At 63.5% G+C, this 24499-nt stretch carries 19 protein-coding genes and 1 rRNA gene; 2 read left to right on the plus strand and 18 right to left on the minus strand.

Going from position 1 to position 24499, the window contains the following annotated elements:
• Window positions 1–14 precede the first annotated feature (14 nt).
• From ftsA to coq7, 15 genes are all read right to left on the minus strand, one after another.
• The gene (ftsA, locus tag CUJ90_RS15870) at window positions 15–1247 is read right to left on the minus strand and encodes a cell division protein FtsA (RefSeq protein ID WP_007180311.1); all 1233 of its coding nucleotides are present in this window, start codon (window positions 1245–1247) and stop codon (window positions 15–17) included.
• Window positions 1248–1274: 27 nt separating this feature from the next.
• Window positions 1275–2027, minus strand: coding sequence for a cell division protein FtsQ/DivIB (locus CUJ90_RS15875; protein WP_073431279.1), 753 nt, complete (start codon window positions 2025–2027; stop codon window positions 1275–1277).
• A gap of 34 nt (window positions 2028–2061) precedes the next feature.
• Window positions 2062–3003, minus strand: a complete 942-nt coding sequence (locus CUJ90_RS15880) for a D-alanine--D-alanine ligase (RefSeq protein ID WP_083086471.1) — start codon at window positions 3001–3003, stop codon at window positions 2062–2064.
• 1 nt (window position 3004) lies between these two features.
• Window positions 3005–4405 carry a UDP-N-acetylmuramate--L-alanine ligase gene (gene murC, locus CUJ90_RS15885; RefSeq protein ID WP_083086469.1) on the minus strand — a complete coding sequence of 467 codons (1401 nt, stop codon included), beginning with the start codon at window positions 4403–4405 and terminating at the stop codon, window positions 3005–3007.
• Window positions 4402–5532: an undecaprenyldiphospho-muramoylpentapeptide beta-N-acetylglucosaminyltransferase gene (murG, locus tag CUJ90_RS15890; protein WP_083086467.1), complete on the minus strand. Its 1131-nt coding sequence runs from the start codon at window positions 5530–5532 to the stop codon at window positions 4402–4404. Before murG ends, murC begins: the two co-directional genes overlap by 4 nt.
• Complete coding sequence (ftsW, locus tag CUJ90_RS15895; RefSeq protein ID WP_073431283.1) at window positions 5529–6809, minus strand: putative lipid II flippase FtsW; 1281 nt, start codon at window positions 6807–6809, stop codon at window positions 5529–5531. The genes murG and ftsW overlap by 4 nt, the downstream gene beginning before the upstream one ends.
• Complete coding sequence (gene murD, locus CUJ90_RS15900; protein ID WP_083086464.1) at window positions 6806–8323, minus strand: UDP-N-acetylmuramoyl-L-alanine--D-glutamate ligase; 1518 nt, start codon at window positions 8321–8323, stop codon at window positions 6806–6808. Before murD ends, ftsW begins: the two co-directional genes overlap by 4 nt.
• A gap of 26 nt (window positions 8324–8349) precedes the next feature.
• Window positions 8350–9519, minus strand: coding sequence for a phospho-N-acetylmuramoyl-pentapeptide-transferase (gene mraY, locus CUJ90_RS15905; RefSeq protein WP_073431285.1), 1170 nt, complete (start codon window positions 9517–9519; stop codon window positions 8350–8352).
• A 17-nt stretch (window positions 9520–9536) separates the two neighbouring features.
• Complete coding sequence (locus tag CUJ90_RS15910; protein ID WP_083086458.1) at window positions 9537–10949, minus strand: UDP-N-acetylmuramoyl-tripeptide--D-alanyl-D-alanine ligase; 1413 nt, start codon at window positions 10947–10949, stop codon at window positions 9537–9539.
• Window positions 10946–12502 carry a UDP-N-acetylmuramoyl-L-alanyl-D-glutamate--2,6-diaminopimelate ligase gene (locus CUJ90_RS15915; RefSeq protein ID WP_114163169.1) on the minus strand — a complete coding sequence of 519 codons (1557 nt, stop codon included), beginning with the start codon at window positions 12500–12502 and terminating at the stop codon, window positions 10946–10948. The genes CUJ90_RS15910 and CUJ90_RS15915 overlap by 4 nt, the downstream gene beginning before the upstream one ends.
• Window positions 12499–14364 carry a peptidoglycan D,D-transpeptidase FtsI family protein gene (locus tag CUJ90_RS15920; RefSeq protein ID WP_114163170.1) on the minus strand — a complete coding sequence of 622 codons (1866 nt, stop codon included), beginning with the start codon at window positions 14362–14364 and terminating at the stop codon, window positions 12499–12501. Before CUJ90_RS15920 ends, CUJ90_RS15915 begins: the two co-directional genes overlap by 4 nt.
• Complete coding sequence (ftsL, locus tag CUJ90_RS15925; protein WP_083086452.1) at window positions 14361–14711, minus strand: cell division protein FtsL; 351 nt, start codon at window positions 14709–14711, stop codon at window positions 14361–14363. Before ftsL ends, CUJ90_RS15920 begins: the two co-directional genes overlap by 4 nt.
• Window positions 14708–15649 carry a 16S rRNA (cytosine(1402)-N(4))-methyltransferase RsmH gene (gene rsmH, locus CUJ90_RS15930; RefSeq protein WP_114163171.1) on the minus strand — a complete coding sequence of 314 codons (942 nt, stop codon included), beginning with the start codon at window positions 15647–15649 and terminating at the stop codon, window positions 14708–14710. Before rsmH ends, ftsL begins: the two co-directional genes overlap by 4 nt.
• Window positions 15650–15676: 27 nt before the next feature.
• On the minus strand, window positions 15677–16105 hold the full coding sequence (gene mraZ, locus CUJ90_RS15935) for a division/cell wall cluster transcriptional repressor MraZ (protein WP_073431291.1): 429 nt from the start codon (window positions 16103–16105) through the stop codon (window positions 15677–15679).
• Window positions 16106–16518: 413 nt separating this feature from the next.
• Window positions 16519–17151: a 2-polyprenyl-3-methyl-6-methoxy-1,4-benzoquinone monooxygenase gene (coq7, locus tag CUJ90_RS15940; protein WP_114163172.1), complete on the minus strand. Its 633-nt coding sequence runs from the start codon at window positions 17149–17151 to the stop codon at window positions 16519–16521.
• Between the two features lie 301 nt (window positions 17152–17452).
• Here coq7 and CUJ90_RS15945 point away from each other — a divergent pair, with 301 nt between their 5' ends.
• Window positions 17453–18634, plus strand: coding sequence for a porin (locus tag CUJ90_RS15945; protein ID WP_073431293.1), 1182 nt, complete (start codon window positions 17453–17455; stop codon window positions 18632–18634).
• A gap of 208 nt (window positions 18635–18842) precedes the next feature.
• Here CUJ90_RS15945 and CUJ90_RS15950 read toward each other — a convergent pair whose 3' ends face one another.
• On the minus strand, window positions 18843–20516 hold the full coding sequence (locus CUJ90_RS15950) for a long-chain fatty acid--CoA ligase (RefSeq protein WP_114163173.1): 1674 nt from the start codon (window positions 20514–20516) through the stop codon (window positions 18843–18845).
• A gap of 146 nt (window positions 20517–20662) precedes the next feature.
• Entirely contained in the window at window positions 20663–22741 is a 2079-nt protein-coding gene (locus tag CUJ90_RS15955; protein ID WP_114163174.1) for a molybdopterin-containing oxidoreductase family protein, read from the minus strand.
• A gap of 183 nt (window positions 22742–22924) precedes the next feature.
• On the opposite strand from CUJ90_RS15955, the gene CUJ90_RS15960 reads away from it, so the two are divergent.
• On the plus strand, window positions 22925–24121 hold the full coding sequence (locus CUJ90_RS15960; protein WP_114163175.1) for a M20 aminoacylase family protein: 1197 nt from the start codon (window positions 22925–22927) through the stop codon (window positions 24119–24121).
• 190 nt (window positions 24122–24311) lie between these two features.
• On the opposite strand, the gene rrf is transcribed toward CUJ90_RS15960, so the two are convergent.
• Window positions 24312–24425: ribosomal RNA gene (gene rrf, locus CUJ90_RS15965) — 5S ribosomal RNA — on the minus strand.
• Window positions 24426–24499 lie beyond the last annotated feature (74 nt).

Raw genomic sequence — 24499 nt, forward strand, 5'->3', positions numbered from 1 at the left:
TTAAAGCCAATTCGTTAGAAGTTGCCGAGGAACCAGTCCTTCATTCGCGTGAACACCTGCCCCATCGACCCCGACTGCACCGCGACCTTGCGGCCGCGCATGCGTTGCGAGCGTCCTTCGACGAGCAGGCCCATCGCCGTCGAATAACGCGGGTTGCGCACCACGTCGGCGAGACCGCCCGCGTATTCCGGCACGCCGATGCGCACCGGCTTCAGGAAAATGTCCTCGCCCAGTTCGACCATGCCGAGCATCATCGACGCGCCGCCGGTCAGCACCACGCCGGAGCTCAGCAGTTCCTCGTAACCCGACTCGCGCACCACCTGCTGCACGAGCGAAAATAGTTCCTCGACACGCGGCTCGACCACCGCCGCCAGCGCCTGGCGCGACAGCGTGCGCGGACCGCGCTCGCCGAGACCCGGCACTTCGATCATTTCGTCGGGATCGGCCAGCGCCTGCTTGGCGATGCCGTAATCCACCTTGATGTCTTCCGCGTCCGGCGTCGGCGTGCGCAAGGCCATCGCGATATCGCTCGTGATCTGGTCGCCGGCGATCGGAATCACCGCCGTATGGCGGATCGCGCCTTCGCTGAAAATCGCGATATCCGTCGTGCCGCCGCCGATATCGACCAGCACCACGCCGAGCTCCTTTTCGTCCTCGGTCAGCACCGCCAGCGACGACGCCAGCGGCTGCAAGATCAGATCGTTCACTTCGAGCCCGCAACGGCGCACGCACTTGACGATGTTCTGCGCCGCGCTCACCGCGCCGGTGACGATATGCACCTTCACTTCGAGACGAATGCCGCTCATGCCGATCGGCTCGCGCACATCTTCCTGGCCGTCGATGATGAATTCCTGCGTGAGGATGTGCAGCACCTGCTGATCGGTCGGGATGTTGATCGCCTTCGCCGTCTCGATCACGCGCGCCACATCCGTCTGCGTGACTTCCTTTTCCTTGATCGCCACCATGCCGCTCGAATTGAAGCTGCGGATATGGCTGCCGGCGATGCCGGTGAATACGTTCGTGATCTTGCAGTCGGCCATCAACTCCGCTTCTTCGAGCGCACGTTGAATGGACTGCACGGTGGCCTCAATGTTCACCACCACGCCCTTTTTGAGCCCCTTCGATTCGCTCTGGCCGAGACCGATCACCTCGTAGTGACCCTCGCCCTTCAACTCGGCGACGATGGCCACCACCTTCGACGTCCCGATGTCGAGGGCGACCAGCAGATCTTTATAGTCTTTACTCATAGCGTGCTCATTGCGTGTGATGTCCGTTTACTTCTTGCCCTTGTCGGGTTCGCTGATGAAGCGCATGCCAGCGGCACGAATCGCGAAACCGTTCGGATAGCGCAAGTCCGCATACTCAATGTCCTTCCCCCAACGTTGCGTCACCGCGTTCCAGGCCGCGGTCAGGCGCTTGCTGCGATCGAGCAGCGTGTCCTGATTGCGTTCGCGTCCAAGTTCCACCTGCATGCCGTTCGACAGCTTCACCGTCCACGCGTAGCGCGGCGACAGCGTCACTTCCTCGGGCGTCGCGCCTAACGGCGCAAACCATTTCTGGAAGTCGTGATACCGCGCGACGACTTCCTTCGCTGTTCCGTCCGGGCCGTCGAATGCAGGCAGCTCCTCTTCGAGTTCGCCCTGGTTCGCGGTGAACAGTTCGCCGTCCACGCTCACCAGTTGATCGCTGCCCCACGTCCCCAGCGGTTTGTACTCTTCGAGCGTGACAGCCAGCGCATTCGGCCAGACGCGCCGCACGCTCGCGTGACGCACCCACGGCATCTGCTCGAACGCCTGACGCGCGACGTCGAGATCGACCGTGAAAAAGTTGCCCTTCAGACGCCCGACCACACCGGCGCGCACCGTCGGCGAATTGATGTGCTCGGTATCGCCGTCGATCTGAATCTCGTGCAGCGCGAAGTTCGGGCGCTGGATCAGCCAGTAACCGCCTGCCGCCAGCAGCACGAGCACCAGCAACGCATGCAATGCGTTGGCGGCGAGATTGAGCTGGCGAACGTTGTTCCACATGGTGTTGCTTTCGAGTTGCCCCGTTTAGTCCTTCTCAGTCCTTCAAGGTCAGCGCCAACACGCCGACGACCAGTTCCTGATAGCTGATGCCCACCGCGCGCGCCGCTTTCGGCGGCAGCGAGTGATCGGTCATGCCGGGCGCCGTGTTCACTTCCAGGAAGTACGGGTTGCCGTCGGCGTCGAGCATGAAATCGGCGCGGCCCCAATCGGTGCAGCCGAGCACGTCGAACGCGCGGCGCGCCAGCACTTTCAGACGCGCTTCCTCATCCGCCGTCAGGCCGCACGGAATCAGGTATTGCGTGTCGTTGGCGATGTACTTCGCGTGATAGTCGTAGAATTCGCCGGCCGGCACGATGCGGATCACCGGCAGGTCGAGATCGCCGGCGATGCACGCGGTGTACTCGCCGCCGCCCTCGATGCTCTTTTCGACCACCACGATCCTGTCGTACTTGACCGCTTCGATCAGCGCCGCCGGCAATGCGTCGGCGCTCTTCACCTTGATCACCGCGACGCTCGACCCTTCGCTCGCCGGCTTCACGAAGAGCGGCAAGCCGAGCTTCGCGACGATCTCGTGGGAGCGCGCTTCGTAGTCGTCGCCGCGCAGCACGGCTTCGAACGGCGGCGTCGGAATGCCCAGTTGCTGCCACACGAGCTTGGTGCGGAACTTGTCGAGACCGAGCGCCGAGCCGAGCACGCCGCTTCCCGTGTAGCGGATGCCGTAAAAATCGAGTGCGCCCTGGATCTGGCCGTTCTCGCCGTAGCCGCCGTGCAGCGCGTTGAACGCGCGCACGAAGCCTTCATCCTTCAACGCGGCGAGCGGACGCTCGGCCGGATCGAACGGATGCGCGTCGATACCGGCGTCGCGCAGACCTTGCAGCACGAGGCGGCCGGAATTGAGCGACACCTCGCGCTCGGCGGAATCGCCACCGAGCAGCACTGCCACCTTGCCGAATTGTTTAGGGTCGATACTGCTCATCTCACACCTTCGTTTCCTGCGCGAGACGACCCGGCACACCGCCGATCGAACCCGCGCCCATCGTGATCACCACATCGCCGTCGCGCACCAATGCAGCGAGCGCGTCCGGCACTTCATCCACCGTATCGACGAACACCGGCTCGACCTTGCCCGCCACCCGCAGCGCCCGCGCCAACGCGCGGCCGTCCGCGGCGACGATCGGCGCTTCGCCGGCCGCATAGACTTCGGTGAGCACCAACGCGTCGACGGTCGACAGCACCTTCACGAAGTCCTCGAAGCAATCGCGCGTGCGCGTGAAGCGGTGCGGCTGAAACGCCAGCACCAGACGCCGGCCGGGGAACGCACCGCGCGCCGCCGCCACCGTGGCCGCCATTTCAACCGGGTGATGCCCGTAGTCGTCGACCAGCGTGTACGCGCCGGTTTTACCGTCGGCCACGATCGGCACCTCGCCGTAGCGCTGGAAGCGCCGGCCCACGCCGTTGAAATCCGCCAGCGCTCGCTGGATATCGGCATCTTTCACTTCGAGTTCAGTCGCAATCGCAATCGCGGCCAACGCGTTCTGCACGTTATGCTCGCCCGGCAGGTTCAACACGATGTCGAGCGGCGGCGCGTCTTCGCGCATCGCGGTGAAATGCATCTTGCCGCCGCGCGCTTCGACGTTGACCGCGCGCACTTGCGCATCGGGCGCCAGGCCGTAGCGGATGATCGGCTTCGACACGAACGGCAGGATTTCCTTCACGCTCGGATCGTCGACGCACAGCACGGCAATGCCGTAGAACGGCAGACGATGCGTGAACTCGATGAACGCCTGCTTGAGCCGCGCGAAGTCGTGGCCGTAGGTGTCCATGTGATCCGCGTCGATGTTCGTGATGACCTCGATCACCGGGAACAGGTTCAGGAACGACGCGTCCGATTCGTCCGCCTCGGCGACGATGAAGTCGCCCGTGCCCAGCCGCGCATTCGCGCCCGCGCTGATCAGCCGTCCGCCGATCACGAAGGTCGGATCGAGCCCGCCCGCGGCCAGCACGCTCGCCACCAGCGACGTGGTAGTGGTCTTGCCGTGCGTGCCGGCAATCGCGATGCCCTGCTTCAGGCGCATCAACTCCGCGAGCATCACCGCGCGCGGCACGATCGGAATACGGCGATGGCGCGCGGCCAGCACTTCGGGGTTGTCGCTGCGCACCGCCGTGGAGACGACCACCGCGTTCGCGTCCTCGATGTTCTCCGCCGCGTGGCCGATCGCGATGCGCGCGCCGAGCGCCGCCAGCCGATCTGTCACGGCGTTCTTCGACAGATCCGAGCCGCTCACCTGATAGCCGAGATTGAGCAGCACCTCCGCGATGCCGCTCATGCCGACACCGCCGATGCCGACAAAATGAATGTGTTTGACGATGTGTTTCATTGCTTTCCTTCTGGGCTCGCGCCCGAAATCGAACCCGCCACGGTCGCGCAAATCTGCGCGACCTGTTCCGTGGCGTCGGGTTTCGCGAGCGAGCGCGAACGCTCCGCCATTTCCGCGAGGGTCTCGCGCGTCTGGCTGCGCAACCATTCGGCGAGCGTTTCCGCCGACAGGTCGCGTTGCTGCACGACAAGCGCCGCGCCGTTGTCGGCGAGGAACGCTGCATTGGTTGTCTGGTGATCGTCCACCGCATACGGAAACGGCACGAAAAACGCCGCCACGCCGACCGCTGAAATCTCCGCGACCGTCATCGCGCCCGCGCGGCAAATCACGAGGTCCGCGTTCGCGTAGGCGCTCGTCATGTCGTCGATGAAGGCGACGAGTTCGACGCCGGCTTGCTCGCCGTCGGCGGTTTGCAATCCCGCTTCCGCGTAGTTCTCGCGCAGCGCGTCGATATGCTTCGCGCCCGCCTGATGCACGATGCGCGGACGTTCGTTCGGCGCCAGCAGCGCGACCGCGCGCGGCACCACTTCGTTCAACGCGGCCGCGCCGAGACTGCCGCCCACCACGAGCACATTCAACGGGCCCTTGCGTTGCGCGTAGCGTGCTTTGGGTGCGATTGCGCGTGCAAGTTCCGCGCGAATCGGGTTGCCGGTCCATTCGCCGTGCGGCAGCGTATTCGGGAACGCGACCAGCACACGTTTCGCGAGCTTCGCGAGCACTTTGTTCGCGAGGCCCGCGATCGAATTCTGTTCATGCAAGACCAGCGGACGGCCGCTCAATACTGTCATCAAGCCGGCCGGGAACGTGATGTACCCGCCCATGCCGAGCACGACATCCGGCTTCACGCGACGCAGCACGCTCAGGCTTTGCGCGCAGGCGCGCAGCAGATTCACGGGCAGCATCAGCTTGGTTTTGAGGCCCTTGCCGCGCAGGCCGCCAAAGCGCACGTATTCCAACGCGATGCCGTGCTTCGGCACCAGCGTCGCTTCCATGCCGGCAGGGTTGCCGAGCCAGACGACCTTCCAGCCCCACGTCTGCATCAGATGAGCGACCGCGAGACCAGGGAACACGTGTCCCCCGGTGCCGCCGGCCATCACCATCAGCGTGCGTTGCGGCAGGGAGGTCATACTTTTCCTCCGCGCATGAGAACCCGGTTCTCGTAATCCACCCGCATCAACACGGCAACCGCCACGCAGTTCAGCACGATGCCCGAACCGCCGTAGCTCACGAGCGGCAGCGTGAGCCCCTTGGTCGGCAGCAAGCCGAGGTTCACGCCCATGTTGATGAACGTCTGCGCGCCGAACCAGATGCCGACGCCCTTCGCCACCAGGCCCGCGAACGTGCGGTCGAGCGCGAGCGCCTGACGGCCGATCTCGAACGAGCGGCGCACGATCCAGTAGAACATCAGGATCACCATCAGCACGCCGATAAAGCCGAGCTCCTCGCCGATCACCGCGAGGATGAAGTCGGTATGCGCTTCCGGCAGATAGTTGAGCTTCTCGACGCTGCCGCCCAGGCCCACGCCGAACCACTCGCCGCGCCCGAACGCGATCAGCGAGTGCGTCAATTGATAAGCCTTGCCTTGCGCGTAGCGGTCGTCCCACGGATCGAGGTACGCGAAGATCCGCTCGCGACGCCACGGCGACGCCCACACCAGCAAGCTGAACGTGCCAACCGCGGTGGCCACGAGGCCGCCGAACAGCTTGCCGTTCACGCCGCCGAGAAACAGCACGCCCATCGCGATCGCCGCGATCACCATGAACGCGCCCATATCCGGTTCGAGCAGCAGCAACGCGCCGACGAGCCCGACCGCCACCGCCATCGGCAAGAAGCCCTTGGCGAAGCTGTGCATGTATTCCTGCTTGCGCACCGTGTAGTTCGCCGCGTAAATCGTCACCGCGAGCTTCATGATTTCCGACGGCTGCATGTTCGTGATGCCGAGCGGAATCCAGCGGCGCGCGCCGTTCACGCCCTTGCCGACGTGCGGAATCAGCACGATCACGAGCGCAAGCAACGCGAGCAGGAAGAGTTTGGGCGCGTACTTGTCCCACGTCGAAATCGGAATGCGGAACGACACGATGCCGATCACCGAGCCCATCACCACGAAAATGATCTGGCGCACGAGGAACGCATAGTCGCGATACGACGCGTATTTCGGCGAATCGGGCATCGCGATCGACGCCGAATACACCATCACGACGCCAAGACCCAGCAGCGCGACGACCACCCACAGCAGCGAGTGGTCGTAGTCGAGCATGCGCGAGCGCAGCGGACGCACGCCGTTGACAGCGCTCGCGAGGCCGCTGCCGTCCGCGCGGCCGGCTGCGCGAGCCGCGCCGCCCACGGCGCCGGCGCTTTCGCGCGAGCCGCCAGTGCGCGAGCCGAATCGTTCGGACCAGCTCATATCATCGTCCCCCGTTCGGCAGCGATGTCTTCCACGGTGCCGCGGAACACCGCGGCGCGGTGCGCGTAACTCTTGAACATGTCGAAGCTCGCGCACGCCGGCGACAGCAGCACGGCGTCGCCGGGCTGCGCCAGCGCGGTGGCCGCGCGCGTCGCTTCCTCGAGCGTGGCCTGATCGGTCAGCGCGATGCCGGTGTGTTCCAGCGCGGCGCGGATCAGCGGCGCATCGCGGCCGATCAGCATCACGGCGCGGCACCAGCGCGTCACCGGCTCGGCGAGCGGTTCGAAATCCTGGCCCTTGCCGTCGCCGCCGGCGATCAGCACGACGCGCTGCGCGAGGCCGTCGAGCGCGGCGACCGTCGCGCCGACGTTGGTGCCCTTGCTGTCGTCGACGTAATCGATGCCGTCGATCGACGCGATCAGTTCCACGCGATGCGGCTCGCCGCGATATTCACGCAGACCGTGCAACAGCGGCGCGCCGGGCAAGCCGATCGCGCGCGCGAGCGCATAGGCGGCGAGCGCGTTCGCGGCATTGTGCAGGCCGCGGATGCGCAAGGCGTCCGCGGGCATGAGGCGCTTGAGCGCGATGTTCGGCGGCGCGACCACTTCGTTCTTGCGGCGACGCTTCGGCGCGGCGGACTCGTCGCTCGCGTCGAGATCGTGCGCCTGAACCAGCCACACCATGCCGTTATCGCGCAGCAAGCCGTAATCGCCGTCGTTCTTCGGCTCGGTGACGCCGAAGGTGATGATCGCCGCGTCGCTCTCTTCGGAGGGCGCGAGCGCCATGACGCGCGAGTCGTCGCGGTTCAGCACGCGCACGGTCTGTGTACCGAAGATGCGGCCCTTCGCGGCGGCGTAGGCATCGAGGCCGCCGTGCCAGTCCAGGTGGTCTTGCGTGATGTTCAGCACCACCGCCGCGTCAGGGCTGAACGTGTGCGCGGTTTCAAGCTGGAAGCTCGATAGTTCCAGTACCCACACGTCGGGCAGCGCGGTGTTGTCGATCGCCTCGGTGAGCTTGTCGAGCAGAGCCGGGCTGATGTTGCCGGCGACCGCGACCTTCTTGCCGGCGCGTTCGCACAACAGGCCCGTGAGGCTCGTGGTCGTGGTCTTGCCGTTGGTGCCGGTGATCGCGACGACCTTCGGCGCGTAGCCGCTTTCGCCGAGCGTCCGCAGCGCCTGCGAGAAGAATTCGAGTTCGCCCCACACCGGAATGTCCTGCTCGCGCGCCGCCGTGATCAACGGCAGCAGGTCGGCCGCGAGCGGCGACAAGCCGGGGCTGATCGCCACGAGTTCGACGCCTTCGAGCAACACGGGAGAAAACGGCCCGCCGACGAATGCGGCGTCGACGGCATGCGCTTCGAGGGCGGACAGGTTCGGCGGCACCTCGCGCGTATCGGCCACACGCAGCCGACAGCCGTGCCGCGCGCACCAGCGCGCCATCGCGAGACCGGATTCACCCAGTCCCAGCACGAGCACCATCGGCTTTTGCCGATCCCGAAACTTCTCGCCGAACATCGCCTGCTTCCCCTAATACCTGCTGCTTAACGCAGTTTGAGCGTGGACAAACCGAACAGACACAACATGAGCGTGATGATCCAGAAACGCACCACCACTTGCGTTTCCTTCCACCCCGACAGCTCGAAATGGTGATGCAGCGGCGCCATCTTGAAGAGACGCCGGCCTTCGCCGAAACGGCGCTTGGTGAATTTGAACCACGCAACCTGCAGCATCACGGAGAGCGTCTCCGCGACGAAAATGCCGCCCATGATGAAGAGCACGATTTCCTGGCGCACGATCACCGCCACCGTGCCGAGCGCGCCGCCGAGCGCGAGCGCGCCGACGTCGCCCATGAACATCTGGGCGGGGTGCGTGTTGAACCAGAGGAACGCGAGCCCCGCCCCGCCCATCGCCGAGCAGAAGATCAGCAGTTCGCCCGCGCCGGGGATATGCGGAAACAGCAGGTATTTCGAGAAGACCGAGCTGCCCATCACGTAGGCGAACACGCCGAGCGACGCGCCGACCAGCACGACGGGCATGATCACGAGACCATCGAGACCGTCGGTGAGATTCACCGCGTTGCTGGAGCCGACGATCACCAGATACGTCAGCACGATGAAGCCCCACACGCCGAGCGGATAGCTGATCGACTTGACGAACGGCAGCATCAGGTCGGCGCGCGCGGGCAAGCCCATCGACAAGCCGCTTCGCACCCATGCCATGAACAGGTCGAACACGCGCACGTTGTTCGCTTCCGACACGCTGAACGCGAGATACACGGCCGCGAACAGACCGATCACCGATTGCCAGAAATACTTCTCGCGCGACGACATGCCGCGCGGATCCTTGTAGACCACCTTGCGGTAATCGTCGACCCAACCAATCACGCCGAAGCCGAACGTGACGAGCATCACGATCCAGATGAAGCGGTTGGTCAGATCGGCCCACAGCAGCGTGGCCACGGCGATGCCGAGCAGGATCAGCACGCCGCCCATGGTCGGCGTGCCGGATTTGACGAGGTGCGTTTGCGGACCGTCCTTGCGGACGGCCTGGCCGACCTTCATCGCGGTCAGCTTGCGGATCACCGCCGGGCCGCAGACGAGCCCGATCAGCAGCGCGGTGATGGTTGCCGCCACCGCACGGAAAGTCAGATAACTGAACACGCGCAAGAAGCTTGCGTCATTCTGCAGCCATTGCGCCAGCGCCAGTAGCATGCTTCGGTCCTTCTATTTCAGTGTGCGGCGGGCGCATTGCCCGCCGGGTTGGGTTGTGGACTCGTTACGGCGTCCACCACGCGCTCCATTTGCATGAAGCGCGAGCCTTTCACGAGAAACGTTGCGGCAGCGCCGAAACCGGCCTGCTGCAATTGCGCGACCAGCGTGCCGATATCGGCGACGTGATGCGCGTCGGCGCCATACGCGGCGCAGGCGTCGCGCGAGGCGTCGCCCATTGCGTACAGCGCGTCGATGCCGCGTTCCCTGGCGTACGCACCGATTTCGCGGTGAAACGCCGGACCGTTGTCGCCGACTTCGCCCATGTCGCCCATCACCAGCACCCGCGGCGCGGCACACGAGGCGAGTACGTCGATCGCGGCGCGCATCGAATCGGGGTTCGCGTTGTAGGTGTCGTCGATCACGGTGGCGCCGGCGAGCGCGCCGAGCGCGGCACGCTTCACCTGCAAGCGGCCCTTCACCGCGCCGAACGCTTCGAGACCGCGCTTGATCGCGTCGAGCGACACGCCCGCGGCCAAGGCGGCGGCCGTCGCGGCCAGTGCGTTGTGCGCGTTGTGGTTGCCGAGCACTTGCAGCGTGACTTCGACGTGGCCTTGCGGCGTGTCGATGCTCAGCACGTTGCCCACGAAGCTGCCTTTCACGGCCGCTTCGGTGACATGCTCGGCGTCGTTCAAAGCGAAGTCGACGATGCGGTTGCCGGTTGCCGCGACGCGCCAGATGCTCGCGTAGGCGTCATTGGCCGGAAACACCGCGACGCCGTCCGGGGCGAGCGCGTGAATCACGCTCGCATGTTCGAGCGCGACCGCTTCGACGGTCGCCATGAATTCCTGGTGCTCGCGCTGCGCGTTGTTCACCACCGCCACCGTGGGCTCGGCGATCTTCGCGAGCAGCGAGGTTTCGCCCGGATGGTTCATGCCGAGCTCGACCACCGCCAGTTGATGCGCGGCGTGCAGGCGGAACAGCGTGAGCGGCAAACCGATGTCGTTGTTGAAATTGCCGGCGGTCGCAAGGCGGGCATCCGCGCCCACCGCGGCGGCGAAGATCGACGCGATCATTTCCTTGACCGTGGTCTTGCCGTTGCTGCCCGTCACCGCGACGAGCGGCATGCCGAACCGGCGGCGCCAGCCGCGCGCGAGCGCGCCGAGCGCCACGCGCGTATCGGCCACGCGCAAGGCGGGCACACGCCAGTCGTCGGGTGTATGCGCGACCAGGACCGCCGTGACGTTGCGCGACGCGACTTCCGCAAGGAAGTCGTGCGCGTCGAAACGCTCGCCCTTGATCGCGACGAACAGATCGCCCGGACCGGCGCTGCGGCTGTCGGTCGACACGCGTTCGAACGCGACGCTGTCGTCGCCGATCACGGTGGCGCCGGGAATCAGCGCGGCGGCTTCACGCAGCGAGAACATCGTCATTCGCCACCTCCGCGTGCATGCGTCGCCCGCGCGGCGAGTGCGAGACGAGCGTGATCCTGATCGGAGAAAGCGCGCTTCTTGCCCATGATTTCCTGGGTTGCCTCGTGCCCCTTGCCGGCCAGCACGATGACGTCTTCGCGCGCGGCGCCGCGGATCGCTTGCAGAATCGCGCTCGCGCGGTCCTCGATGCGGCGCGCTTTGGACGCGTCTTTCATTCCCGCGACGATCTGCTCGATGATCGATTGCGGATCTTCGCCGCGCGGGTTGTCGCTCGTCACCACCACGCCGTCGGCGGTTTTCTCGGCAATCGAGCCCATCAGCGGACGCTTGGTGGCGTCGCGGTCGCCGCCGCAGCCGAACATGCAGATCAGTTGACCGCCGCGAGCTGCCGCCATCGGGCGCAGTGCTTCGAGGGTTTTTTCCAGCGCGTCGGGCGTGTGCGCATAGTCGATCACGACGAGCGGTTCGTCGTTCTGCAAGCGGCCGCCGAGGCGCTGCATGCGGCCGTTCACCGGCTGGAGCTTCGCCAGTTCGGCAAGCGCGGCGTCGAACGGCACGTCCGCAGCGAGCAACGCGCCCAACACGCCAAGCAGATTCGCAACGTTGAATCCGCCGAGCGTTTGCACTTCGGCTTCGGCGTTGCCCCAGTCGGACGTAGCCAGATGAAACGCGGTGCCCGTGGCGGTGGCGCGAACCTTCGATGCAAGGAGCCAGGCATCGGCTTGCGGCGCGTCTTGTTGGGACGTGCCGGTTTCATCGAGCCCGTAGGCGATCGTGCGCGCGTGCCCTTGCGTGCTTGCCAGCAGGCGCCGGCCAGCGGGGTCGTCGCGGTTGATCACCGCCGCGCGCAGTTCGGGCCACGCGAAAAGACGCGCCTTGGCCGCTTCGTAGGCTTCGAAGGTGCCGTGGTAGTCGAGATGGTCTTGCGTGAGATTCGTGAACACGGCGATGTCGAACGCCGTGCCGTTCACGCGCCCCTGATGCAATGCATGCGACGACACTTCCATCGCGACCGCCTGCGCGCCCACGTCGCGCAATCGCGCGAGGCTGCGTTGCAGTTGCGGCGCGTCGGGCGTGGTGAAACCGGTGTGCACGAGCTGACCCGGCAACCCGGTGCCAAGCGTGCCGATGATCGCGCAGCGCGTGCCGAGCGCGGTCAACGCCGCCGAGATCCACTGGCTGCAGGAAGTCTTGCCGTTCGTACCGGTGATGCCGATCGCGAGCATCGTGTCGCTCGGATCGCCATACCAAACGCTCGCGATCGAGCCGGCGAGTTCGTTCAGCGCCGGCACGGCCAGTGTCGTGGCCGGATCGACGGTGCCGCCGTAGCCCTCGGGCTGAACCAGCACCGCGGCCGCGCCGCGTTTGAGCGCGCCGTCGATGAACGGGCGGTTGTCCGCGCCGTCGACCGCATAGGCGAAAAACGCATCGCCTGCCGCGAGCGAGCGTGTGTCCGCGTGCAGATGCGCGCCTGGCTGCACGCGCGCGCGCAGCCAGGCCAAGGCGTCGGCGATCTGCCGGTGCGCCGGATGTCTGTTACGGAGCACGCTCATCGCACGACTCCGGGATGGCTTTTCGCGCTGGCGGAGATCGTCATCTTCTTCGCGCCGGCGTTAGTGGAGAGCTTCCTGGCCGTTGCGGCCGTGGCCGGCGTGTTCGGCGCGGCGGGCGCCGCGTCGTCCGACACCACCATCTGCTTGACGGGCATGTCGGGCGGCACGTTCAGCGAGCGCAGCGTATCGCCGACGATGCCGGAGAACACCGGTCCCGAGACCTGGCCGCCGAAGTGGCTGCCCGCCGTGGGTTCGTCGACCGACACGGCCACCACGATGCGCGGATTCGGCATCGGCGCCATGCCGACGAACGACGCGCGGTACTTCGAGTGGTCGTAGCCGTGCGGGCCGTGCTTGTAGGCGGTGCCGCTCTTGCCGCCGACGCGATAACCCGGCACGGCGGCGTCCGGCGAGGTGCCGCCCGGCGCCGTCACCGTTTCGAGCATCGCGCGCACCTGGCGAGCAGTGGTCGGCGAGAAGATTTGCGGGCCCGCAGCCGGCTGGTCGCCCGGTGCGCGGAAAATCGACACCGGCATGATCTCGCCGTCGTGCGCGATCGCGGTGTATGCGCGGCCCAACTGGAACAGCGACACGGACAGGCCGTAGCCGTAAGACATGGTCGCCTGTTCGATGCGGCGCCAGTTCTTCCACGAACGCAGACGGCCAGCCGCCGCGCCGGGGAAGCCGACCTTCGGCGCCTGGCCGAGACCGATGCTGGTGTACATATTCCACATCTCTTCGGGCTTGAGCTGCATGGCGATCTTCGTTGCGCCGATGTTGCTCGATTTCTGGATCACGCCGCCCACGGTCAGCACGCCGAAGGCGCTGTCGTCGGTAATCGGCGCACCGTCGAGCACGAAGCGGCCCGAACCCGTATCCACCAGTGTAGTCGGCGTCACGCGGTGCAGATCCAGCGCGAGCGACACGGTGAACGGCTTCATGATCGAGCCGGGCTCGAAGGTGTCGGTCAGGATGCGGTTGCGCAACTGATCGCCGGTGAGGTGTGAACGGTCGTTCGGGTTGTACGTGGGGTAATTGACGAGCGCCAGCACTTCGCCGGTGCGTACGTCGATCACCATCGCGGCGCCGGCCTTCGCCTTGAATTTCTGCACGGCCGCTTTCAGGTTCGTGTACGCGATGTACTGGATCTTGCTGTCGATCGACAGATCCACGTCCTTGCCGTTATGGGGCACGACCTGCTCGTCCACGTCCTCGATGATGTGGCCGATGCGGTCCTTGATCACGCGGCGGCTGCCCGACACGCCGGCGAGCAGCTTCTGGTCGCCGAGTTCGACGCCTTCCTGACCTTCGTCTTCCACATTGGTGAAGCCGATCAGGTGCGCCGTGATCTCGCCTTCCGGATAGAAACGCTTGTACTCGTCGCGCGCGTAAATGCCGGGAATCCCGAGCGCGGCGACCTTCGCGGCGACGTCGACCGGCACCTGGCGCTTCACGTAGACGAACGTCTTGTCTTCCGACAGCTTGGTGCGCAACTCCTTGCTCGTCATGTCGAGCAGCTTGCCGAGCGCGGTGAGCTTGTCGGCGCCGAGATCGTCCGGCACGGATTCGGGAATCGCCCAGATGGCGCGCACCGGCAGACTCGTGGCGAGCACGAGACCGTTGCGGTCGAGAATCTTGCCGCGCGTGGCCGGCAGTTCGAGGCGGCGCTGATAGCGGATTTCGCCCTGCTTCTGATAGAACGCGTTGCCCGGCCCCTGGATCCAGAACGCGCGCCCGGCCAGCGCGACAAACGCCATGAACAGCAGGAACACGACGAGCTTGGAGCGCCACATCGGCAGACGCACCGAGAGGATCGGGTTCGCCGAGAAAGCCACGCTTTTGCGAGCCGACGATTTTTTCATCGCACGCCTCCGCGGGCGGTCGCGGACGCCGCCGACGCCGGACCGGAAGTCGGGATGGGCGCGTCTTCGGCCTTGGCGGCGTGCGGGTCGAGCGTCAGATATTGCGTGCGGCCGGTGCTGACCGCCTGCATTTTCAGCGAGGCCGTGGCGAGCTGCTCGATACGCGACGTTTTCGACAGCGCGCTCTGCTGATATTGAAGCTGCGAATAATCCTGCTGCAGTTGACGCTCCTGCGATTGCGCGCGCTGCAACTGAATGAAGATCTGACGCTGCTGATTGGTGGCGTTGACGACCGACAAGGCGCAGCCCATCACGATCATCAGCAGGAAGATATTGAGGCGATTCATGGTGCGATCCGCTCCGCCACCCGCATCACGGCAGAACGGGCCCGCGGATTCGCGGCGACTTCAGCGTCGCTCGCGAACACGCGGCCGATGATTTTGAGCGGAGGGCTCGGCAGATCGACGGCGCGAATCGGCAGGCGGCGATCCACCGCCGGCGTACTGGCGTGCGCCTGCATGAATCGCTTGACGATCCGGTCCTCGAGCGAATGAAAGCTGATGACCACCAGCCGCCCCCCTTGCTCCAACAGCGACAACGCTGCTTCTAAAACGACTTGCAGCTCCGCAAGCTCTTGATTGATGTGAATCCGTATAGCCTGAAAGGTGCGGGTTGCCGGATCCTTGCCCTTCTCACGGGTTTTGACGACGTTAGCCACGATTTGGGCAAGCTCGCCCGTGCTGACGAGAGGCCCAAGACGGTCGGACTCTGCCCGGCGAGCAACAAGCGCCTTTGCAATCTGAAAAGCAAACCGTTCTTCCCCATAATCTCGTATCACCTCCGTCAATTCCTGCACCGTGGCCCGCGCCAGCCAGTCAGCGGCAGACTCGCCGCGCGTCGGGTCCATGCGCATGTCGAGCGGGCCGTCGGCGCGAAAGCTGAAGCCCCGCTCCGGGTCGTCGACTTGCGGCGACGACACGCCCAGATCCAGTAAAACACCCGACACCCGCCCTACTCCGCGCTCCGCGATTGCGCTGCGCAGTGAAGCAAAACTCTCGTGCACGATCTCAAAGCGCGGATCCTCGATCTGCTGCGCGGTGGCGATGGCGAGCGGGTCTTTGTCGAACGCGATCAGACGCCCGGCTTCCCCCAACCTCTCCAGCACCAGCCGGCTATGACCGCCGCGCCCGAAGGTGCCGTCCACATACACGCCGTCCGCGCGCGTGACCAGCGCATTGACCGCTTCTTCCAGCAGCACCGTGCGATGCTGCAATTCGTTTCCCATCGCAGGTGCCATATATGTATGCCGCGATCAGAACGTGAAATTCTTTAACGCTTCGGGCATGCCCTCGGCGATCGCCGCCTGTTCCTTCGCGGCGTAGGTTTGTGCGTCCCACAGCTCGAAGTGCCGGCCCATGCCGAGCAGCGTTACTTCCTTTTCCAGCGAGCCGGCCATGCGCAATTCCGGCGACACGAGCACGCGGCCCGCGCCGTCCATATCGACGTCCATTGCATTGCCGAGAAAAATGCGGCGCCACCAAGTCGCGTTCATGGGCAGATTGCCGACCTTCTCGCGGAAGATCTCCCATTCAGGGCGCGGAAAGAGCAACAGGCAGCCATCCGGGTGCTTGGTGATCGTCACCCGGCCCTCTGCCTGTGTCTGCAGCGCATCCCGATAGCGAGAAGGGATCGACATCCGCCCTTTCGCATCGAGTGTCAGCGCCGACGCCCCTTGGAACACTTCGCTCTCCCGTCTTGCGGCGCTTTTTGCGCCGGCTGCCCGTTTCGTGAAAATCTACCCCAAACCACCCGTGAGATCACACAAAAATACACTTTCTCACACTGTCTCCCACTTTAGAGGAACGCTAAACAGGGGTCAAGGGAGAAACACGCTTTTCGGACGAATTTTGTTTGTTAGAACAAGGACTTAGCGCCACTCCTTCATGTCAGACATAAAACGGAAAACCGTTATAAATGAATGAGCTAGTGCAACTTGTGAAGGTGATACGTGAAAAGCGCGGGGGAAAGGCGCGCGACGTAAGAGATCGTCAAGCGAAGCGGGGAGGTGTTGGCGGGCGTTCGGAGGAGTTTCAGGGACGACGGGTGACGGGCCGTCCCACTTTCGGGCGATGCCTGGGGCAACCCGCTCGGGCTTTATATGTAATAGGCGGTGCGCGTCATGACTTTCGATACCGCGCGCATCATGGCGCGCGCCGGGAACGGCAACTCGACGCCGCCCGCATCCATGGCGGCCTTACCGTGCCGTACTTCGTCCGCGCGCATCTGCTCGACGATCGCGCGCGACTCGCGGTCGGCCGCGGGCAGCTTGTCCAGATGGCTATCGAGGTGTTGCTCCACCTGGCGCTCGGTTTCGGCCATGAAGCCGAGACTCACCCGGTCGCCGAGGCGCCCCGCCGCGAGTCCAATCGCCAGCGCGCCGGTGTACCAAAGGGGGTTCAACAGGCTGGGGCGCGAGTCGAGCGCCTCGAGGCGTTTGGCGGTCCACGCGAGATGATCCTCCTCCTCGATTGCAGCGTGATTGAACACGGCGCGCAACGACGGAGACCGGGTAGCCAGTTTCTGCGCCTGGTAAAGCGCTTGGGCACATACCTCGCCAACATGGTTCACGCGCATTAAACCGGCCGAGTGCGCGCGTTCCGCCGGTGACAATTCGATCGGCTCCGCCACCGATTCTTGCGGAACCGGCAACGGACGACTCATCCGCGATACACCGGTCATTGAGCGTAAACCCCGATCAAACTCGCTAATCAACTCGTCCAGAAACATTAAGCGCTCCCTGATTCGACAACCGCTTGCCGCTCCGACAGGCCCGCGCGACAAGCATTTGCGGGATCAAACCGGTTCTGCGGAAACCTCCAATTCGCATGAATCGGGCGGCCAGTTTCGAATTTTAGACCATGTTGCGTAAACGAAACAGGAGCGTTCCCGGCTATCTCCTTTTTCTTTGTGCCATGTATGCCTTTTGTTACATTACGTGCAACTTCTCGCGAAGTTGGACAAGCAAGGCCTCAACGCTACATAAATATTCGCCTTGTACAAAAGATTCGTAATTCTTGGAGATCATTCGATGAAAAAGTCGCTTCTCGCTCTTGCAGCACTGGGCGCATTCGCAGGCGTCGCTCATGCTCAGAGCAGCGTGACCCTGTACGGTATCATTGACGAAGGCTTCAACATCAACACCAATTCGGGTGGCAAGCACCTGTACAACCTGTCCAGCGGCGTCATGCAAGGCTCGCGTTTCGGCCTGCGCGGTGCGGAAGATCTGGGCGGCGGTCTGAAGGCGATCTTCGTGTTGGAAAACGGCTTTGACGTGAACAACGGCAAGCTGGGTCAAGGCGGTCTGATGTTCGGCCGTCAAGCTTATGTGGGTCTGTCGAGCCAGTTCGGCACGGTCACGCTGGGTCGTCAGTACGACTCCGTCGTCGACTACGTCGGTCCGCTGGAAGCGGGCGACCAGTGGGGCGGCTACATCGCTGCTCACCCGGGCGACATCGACAACTTCAACAACGCATACCGCACGAACAACACGGTCAAGTTCACGAGCGCCGACTACGCCGGCCTCAAGTTCGGCGGCACGTACAGCTTCGGCGGTATTGCTGGCGACGTCACGAAGAACCAGATCTGGTCGTTGGGCGCGGGCTACAACAACGGTCCCCTCGTTCTCGGCGTTGGTTACTTGAACGCACGTACGCCGGCAGCTTCGGGCGGCCTGTTCAACAACGGCGGCCAGTCGCCGCTGCCGGCTGCTAGCGCAGCTGTGTCGTCGCCGGTTTATGGCGCGTACACGTCGGCGAACACGTACCAGGTAATTGGTGCCGGTGGCGCGTACACGTTCGGCGCCGCAACGGTCGGCCTGACGTACTCGAACATCCGCTTCTCGAACCTGGGCGTGGCGTTCGCGCAGCCGGCGGTCCGCGGCCAATCGGTTACGTTTAACAACGCGGAAATCAACTTCAAGTATCAGTTGACCCCGGCATTGCTGGTCGGCGCTGCATACGACTACACGCGCGGCGCGACCATCGAAGGCGCATCGCGTGCGCAGTACCACCAAGGCTCGCTCGGCGTGGATTACTTCCTCTCCAAGCGCACCGACGTGTACGTGATTGGTGTGTACCAACACGCCTCGGGTGACGTGCTGAATGCAGCAGGCACCGGCACGGTCGCTGCAACGGCTGGCATCAACGGCCTGTCGGGTTCGTCGAACCAGAACCAACTCGCGGCTCGCGTTGGTATCCGCCACAAGTTCTAATAAGTCGTAAAAAAGCAGTTTGCCTCAAGGCGCCTTCGGGCGCCTTTTTTTGTGACCGTCGCCGCTGCACTGGCTTTGCCGGCCTTGTGGCGACAGCGCGAAAAAAGCCCGGCCGACTTTCGTCGTGCCGGGCTTTTTCGTTTTCGCCCTACCGTGCGTGAGTTGCGGCGCAGCTTCGCGCTGCGGCCCAAGCGTATGCGGGTCCGGCCTACGCCCGGCCGTCGCGCAATTCCCGGCGCAGAATCTTGCCCACGTTGCTCTTCGGCAGTTCCGCGCGAAATTCGACGATCTTCGGCCGCTTATAGCCGGTCAATTGCTGCTTGCAGTAGGCGAAGACATCGGCGTCGGTGAGCGCAGGATCTTTCTTCACGACGAACAGCTTCACCGCTTCGCCGGAATGCTGGTCCGGCACGCCGACCGCGGCGACTTCGAATACGCCCGGCAGCTTGGCGACCACGTCCTCGACTTCATTCGGATAGACGTTGAAACCGGACACCAGGATCATGTCCTTCTTACGATCGACGATCTTGACGAAGCCGCCCTCGTTCATGACGCCGACGTCGCCGGATTTGAAGAAGCCGTCCTGGGTCATCACCTTGGCGGTTTCGTCCGGCCGGTTCCAATAACCCGCCATGACCTGCGGCCCGCGGATGCAGATTTCGCCCGGCTGGCCGAGCGGAACTTCGTTGTTTTCGTCGTCGCGGATCGAGATTTCCGTCGACGGCAGCGGCAGACCGATCGTCCCACTGTATTCAGTGACGGTCACCGGATTGCAGGTGACGCAGGGCGACGTCTCCGACAAACCATAGCCTTCGATGATCGGTGTATGCGTATGCTCGTACCAGCGTTTGGCGACCGCTTCCTGGACCGCCATACCGCCTCCATTCGCCGCAATCAGCTTCGAAAAATCGAGCTTATGAAAATCCGGACTATTCAGAAGCGCGTTGTACAGCGTGTTGACGGCGGGAATCGTCGTGATCGGATAGCCTTCCAGCGCCTTGATCATGCCGGGAATGTCGCGCGGGTTCGGAATCAGCACGCCGAGGCCGCCGGTGCGAATCGTCAACAGGCCGCACACCGTCAGCGCGAACACGTGATAGAGCGGCAACGCGACAACAGTGATGAACTGGTCGATGTCCGCACGGTTCGCGCGAACCGGATCGAGCCAGACTTCCGACTGCAGCACGTTGGCGATCAGATTGCGATGCAGAAGCGTCGCGCCCTTGGCCACGCCGGTGGTGCCGCCTGTGTACTGCAGAAACGCGACGTCGTCGGGACGTTGCTGGACTGGCTTGAAGCTTTGGCGGGCGCCTTGCGCGACTGCGGTGTTGAATTTGACGTGGCCCGGCAGGCTCCAGGCCGGCACCATCTTCTTCACGCGGCGCACGACGAAGTTGACCAGCGCGCCCTTGATACCCATCAGGTCACCCATCGCCGCCACGACGATATGCTTGATCGACGTGTTGCGAACGATTGCCTGCACGGTGACCGCGAAGTTTTCGAGCAGGACGATCGCTTCCGCTCCGCTGTCCTTCAATTGATGTTCGAGTTCACGCGGGGTGTAAAGCGGGTTCACGTTGACAACCACGTAACCCGCGCGAAGGATCGCGGCAATCGCCACCGGGTATTGCAGCACGTTCGGCATCATGATTGCGATGCGCGCGCCGCGAGCAAGACCCTTGGACTGGAACCATGCGGCGAGTTTATGCGAGAGCGCGTCGAGTTCGCCGTAGCTGATCTCCTGCCCCATGCAGACGAATGCCGGTTTGGCGCGATGATCGCGGAAGGCTTCTTCAAGCAATTCCGAGACTGACGAATAGCGGCTCGGATCGATCTCTGCGGGTACGCCGGGCGGATAGGATTTCAGCCAGATTTTGTTCATGCAGCGTCTCCTTCTTTATTTTCGAATGGTCGTGCTAAAAACGCATCGTAGCATGGGCACCTCGGTACTATTCGCGAAAAGCGGCATAGTAGACGGCAGCCTCGAACCAGTTCAGGACGAGGCTCGCGCAATCATTTGAATGTATTTCAGGCCCGCTCGACTTCGACGAGACAGTCGTAAAAGGTTGCCGACCCACCCAGATCGGTGAGCGCCTGACTGGTCACCTGGTTGGCGTTCCGACCGTCCGGCGCGAGTTTCTTCCACCAGATCGACAGGCCGACGACGAGCCCTTCGCGCGCCTTGTCGGTGACACGGGCGCGCGCTTGCATCGAGCCGCGGTCGTTGAAAATGCGTACCTGATCACCATCGACGATTTTTCGCTGTCGAGCGTCAACCGGATGAATATCCAGGTGCGGCACGCCTTCCGTCGAGCGCAAACTTTCAATGTTCACGAAGGTGCTGTTCAGAAAATTGCGGGCGGGCGGTGAGATCATCGCAAGCGGATAGCGGGCGGCCAGTTCGGGCGCCCCGTCGGCCGATTCGTAGGGCGGCAAGTAATCCGGAAGCGGGTCGAGCCCTTGCTGCGCGAGGCGCTCACTGTAGAACTCGCATTTGCCGGACGGCGTGCGAAAGCCGCCTTCGGCGAACGGCGCGTCGGGCAAGTTCAGCTTCGCCCAACCGGTCTGCTTCAGCGTATTCCAGTCGACGCCTTCGAGCGTTTTGTCTTGCCAACGGAATGCAGCTTGCGCGACCGTTTCGTCGCTTTCATACAGCGCCGGCTCCTCGATGCCCATGCGACGCGCGAGGTCACGGAAAATCTCGGTGTTCGGCCGAGCATCGCCAACCGCAGCGATCGCCGGCAAATTGACCATCACGTGGGTATGCCCATACGACTTGTGCACGTCGAGGTGTTCGAGCTGCGTCGTGGCGGGCAGCAGTAAATCGGCGTAGTCGGCGGTGTCGGTCTGGAAATGCTCCAGCACGATCGTGAACAGGTCCTCGCGCGCAAAGCCCGCCGCGACTCGCTCCGAGTCGGGAGCAACGGCAACTGGATTCGAGTTGTAGACGATCAGTGCCTCGACTTTAGGCCCGAACGCGGCGCCGCCCGGGTGCAGCAAGGCGTCGCCGATCGCATTCATATTGATGACGCGAGACGGCTTGGTCGGCCAACCCGGCATCAGGTCCGGGCGCTGCAACGCGTGCGAGTCGACAGGCGCCCATCCGGACGACGACAGCAGCGCACCACCCGCTCGTTCCCGCCATGCGCCTGTCAACGAAGGCAGGCTGGCGATGGCGCGCACGGCGTTGCCGCCGCCGCGGACCCTTTGCAAGCCGTAGTTCATTCGGATCGCGGACTTCCTCGTGCTGCCGTAAAGGCGCGCGAGGTCGACGACCACTTGTTCGTCGATGCCGCAAATGTCGGCAACTCGTGCCGGGGAATAGCTGAGCGCGCGAACCTTCAGTTCGGCAAAACCTAGCGTATGGGCCGCGATGTACGCGTGGTCGAGCCGGTTTTCCGTGATCAGCACGTTCATCATGCCGAGCGCCAAGGCGGCGTCGGTGCCGGGTTTCAGCGCGATGTGCTGGTGACATTTCTCCGCCGTCAGCGAGCGATACGGATCTATCGCGATCAGGCGCGCGCCGCGGCGTTTGGCTTCCTGGGCACGCGTCCAGAAATGCAGGTTCGAAGCGATCGGATTGGAGCCCCAAATCAGAATAACCTCGCTCTCGGAGAAGAACTCGGTGAGCATGCCGAGGCTCGCGCCATAGGTGTATTTCAAGCCTGCGGCGCCGGCTGCCGCGCAGATGGTGCGGTCCAGCTGCGATGCGCCCAGCTTGTGGAAAAATCGCTGCGCGATGCTATCGCCCTGAACGAGGCCCATCGTGCCGGCATAGCTGTACGGCAGGATTGCTTCCGGTGCGCGGCTCGCGATTTCGGAGAGACGCGCGGCGGCCAATTCCAACGCTTCGTCCCAACTGATCGGCTCAAAGCGACCCTCGCCTTTTCGGCCGACGCGCTTCATTGGGGTCGTTAGCCGATTCGGATGGTGCACCCGCTCCGCATAGCGGCTGACTTTGGTACACAGCGCGCCTTGAGTCGGCGGATGCTCCGGGTCGCCGACGACTTTGATCGCCCGCCCACCCTCGACGGTCACGCGCATCGCGCAGGTATCGGGGCAATCGTGTGGACACACGGCGCGAGCGAATTCGGTCGGAGCATTCATCGGGCGACCCGTCCAACGTAATGGTGAATGGAGGCAATCTCGAATTTTAGCGTCCATTGCGGTTTAGCCTCGCGATGCCTCCAAAAATGCCTTCGGCGTAGAATCGGTTATCACCGTGCCCGGGCCACATGGCCCCGAGCGATTCCACGCAAGCCCAAGCACAGGCGCAACATCACTTCCATCATGAAACTAATCCCCGAAATTCAAGCCGCTCATGGAGAAATCCAAACCCTTCGACGAACGATTCATGCTCATCCGGAACTGCGCTATGAAGAGACAGCAACAGCAGACCTGGTTGCGAGGAATCTTGAGTCCTGGGGCATCGAAACTCACCGTGGCTTAGGCAAAACAGGCGTAGTCGGCGTACTGAAGCGCGGCAACAGTGCGCGCTCGATTGGACTGCGCGCAGACATGGACGCTTTGCCCATTCAGGAACTGAATGCCTTCGATCATCGCTCGCAACACGATGGAAAAATGCATGCATGCGGCCACGATGGGCATACTGCGATGCTCCTCGGCGCAGCGCGGCATCTGGCAAGTCACGGCGAGTTCGACGGCACGATCGTGTTCATTTTCCAGCCAGCCGAAGAGGGCGGCGCTGGCGCCCAAGCAATGATCGACGATGGCCTGTTCGTTAAATTCCCGGTAGACGCGGTGTTCGGCATCCATAACTGGCCAGGCATGCCGGCGGGCCACTTTGGTGTGACCGAGGGCCCCATCATGGCGTCGAGTAACGAATTTCGAATTGAAATCAAGGGCGTAGGATCCCATGCGGCGCTACCGCACAACGGACACGACCCGGTGTTTACTGCGGTGCAGATTGCGAGTGGCCTGCAGAGCATCATTACGCGGAACAAGAAGCCAATTGACACCGCGGTGTTGTCGATTACCCAGGTTCACGCCGGGGATGCCGTCAACGTTGTCCCGAATGTTGCGTGGATCGCCGGAACGGTACGCACTTTTACCACCGAAACACTGGATCTGATTGAAGCGCGTATGCGCAAAATCGCGGAAAGCACTGCGGAAGCCTATGATTGTTCCGTCGAAATCCAGTTTCACCGAAACTATCCGCCGACAATCAACAGCGGCGAAGCGACGCGTTTTGCGGCAGCGGTCATGAAAGAGGTTGTGGGGCCAGAAAATGTCGACGATGCCGTCGAACCGACGATGGGCGCCGAGGACTTTTCCTTCATGTTGCTGGCGAAACCGGGCTGTTACGCATTTCTGGGCAACGGCGAGGGTGGCCACCGGGATTCGGGGCATGGTGCTGGCCCTTGCATGCTGCACAACGCGAGCTATGACTTCAACGACGAGCTATTGCCAATCGGTTCAACGTACTGGGTGCGATTGGCGCAACGGTTTCTTGCGCAAGAAAAATGAGGTAATTATGCGGGCGTGAGGCAGTTTCTTGTCGCCGCCTCCTCGCTCTTGCGAAGGCGTGAGGCGGTGAGCGGGGCTTTGTGTGGACCTTTCTGGTTTTGCACCGCTTTTGCAGGACATGGCGATTTTTCGGGGCCGTAAACGCACAAACCCCACCGGTGTGGGGTGGGGTCTGTGTTTCTGCATGGGAGCCTGACGATTACCTACTTTCACACGGGCAATCCGCACTATCATCGGCGTGGAGTCGTTTCACGGTCCTGTTCGGGATGGGAAGGGGTGGTACCGACTCGCTATGGTCATCAGGCATGACTTGTTGTCAGGTTGACGCGGGGGTCAACACGACCAATCTGGAAGAAGTAGTGTCTGGTGCATCGCACC

The organism is Paraburkholderia terricola (assembly GCF_003330825.1).
Lineage (GTDB): Bacteria > Pseudomonadota > Gammaproteobacteria > Burkholderiales > Burkholderiaceae > Paraburkholderia > Paraburkholderia terricola.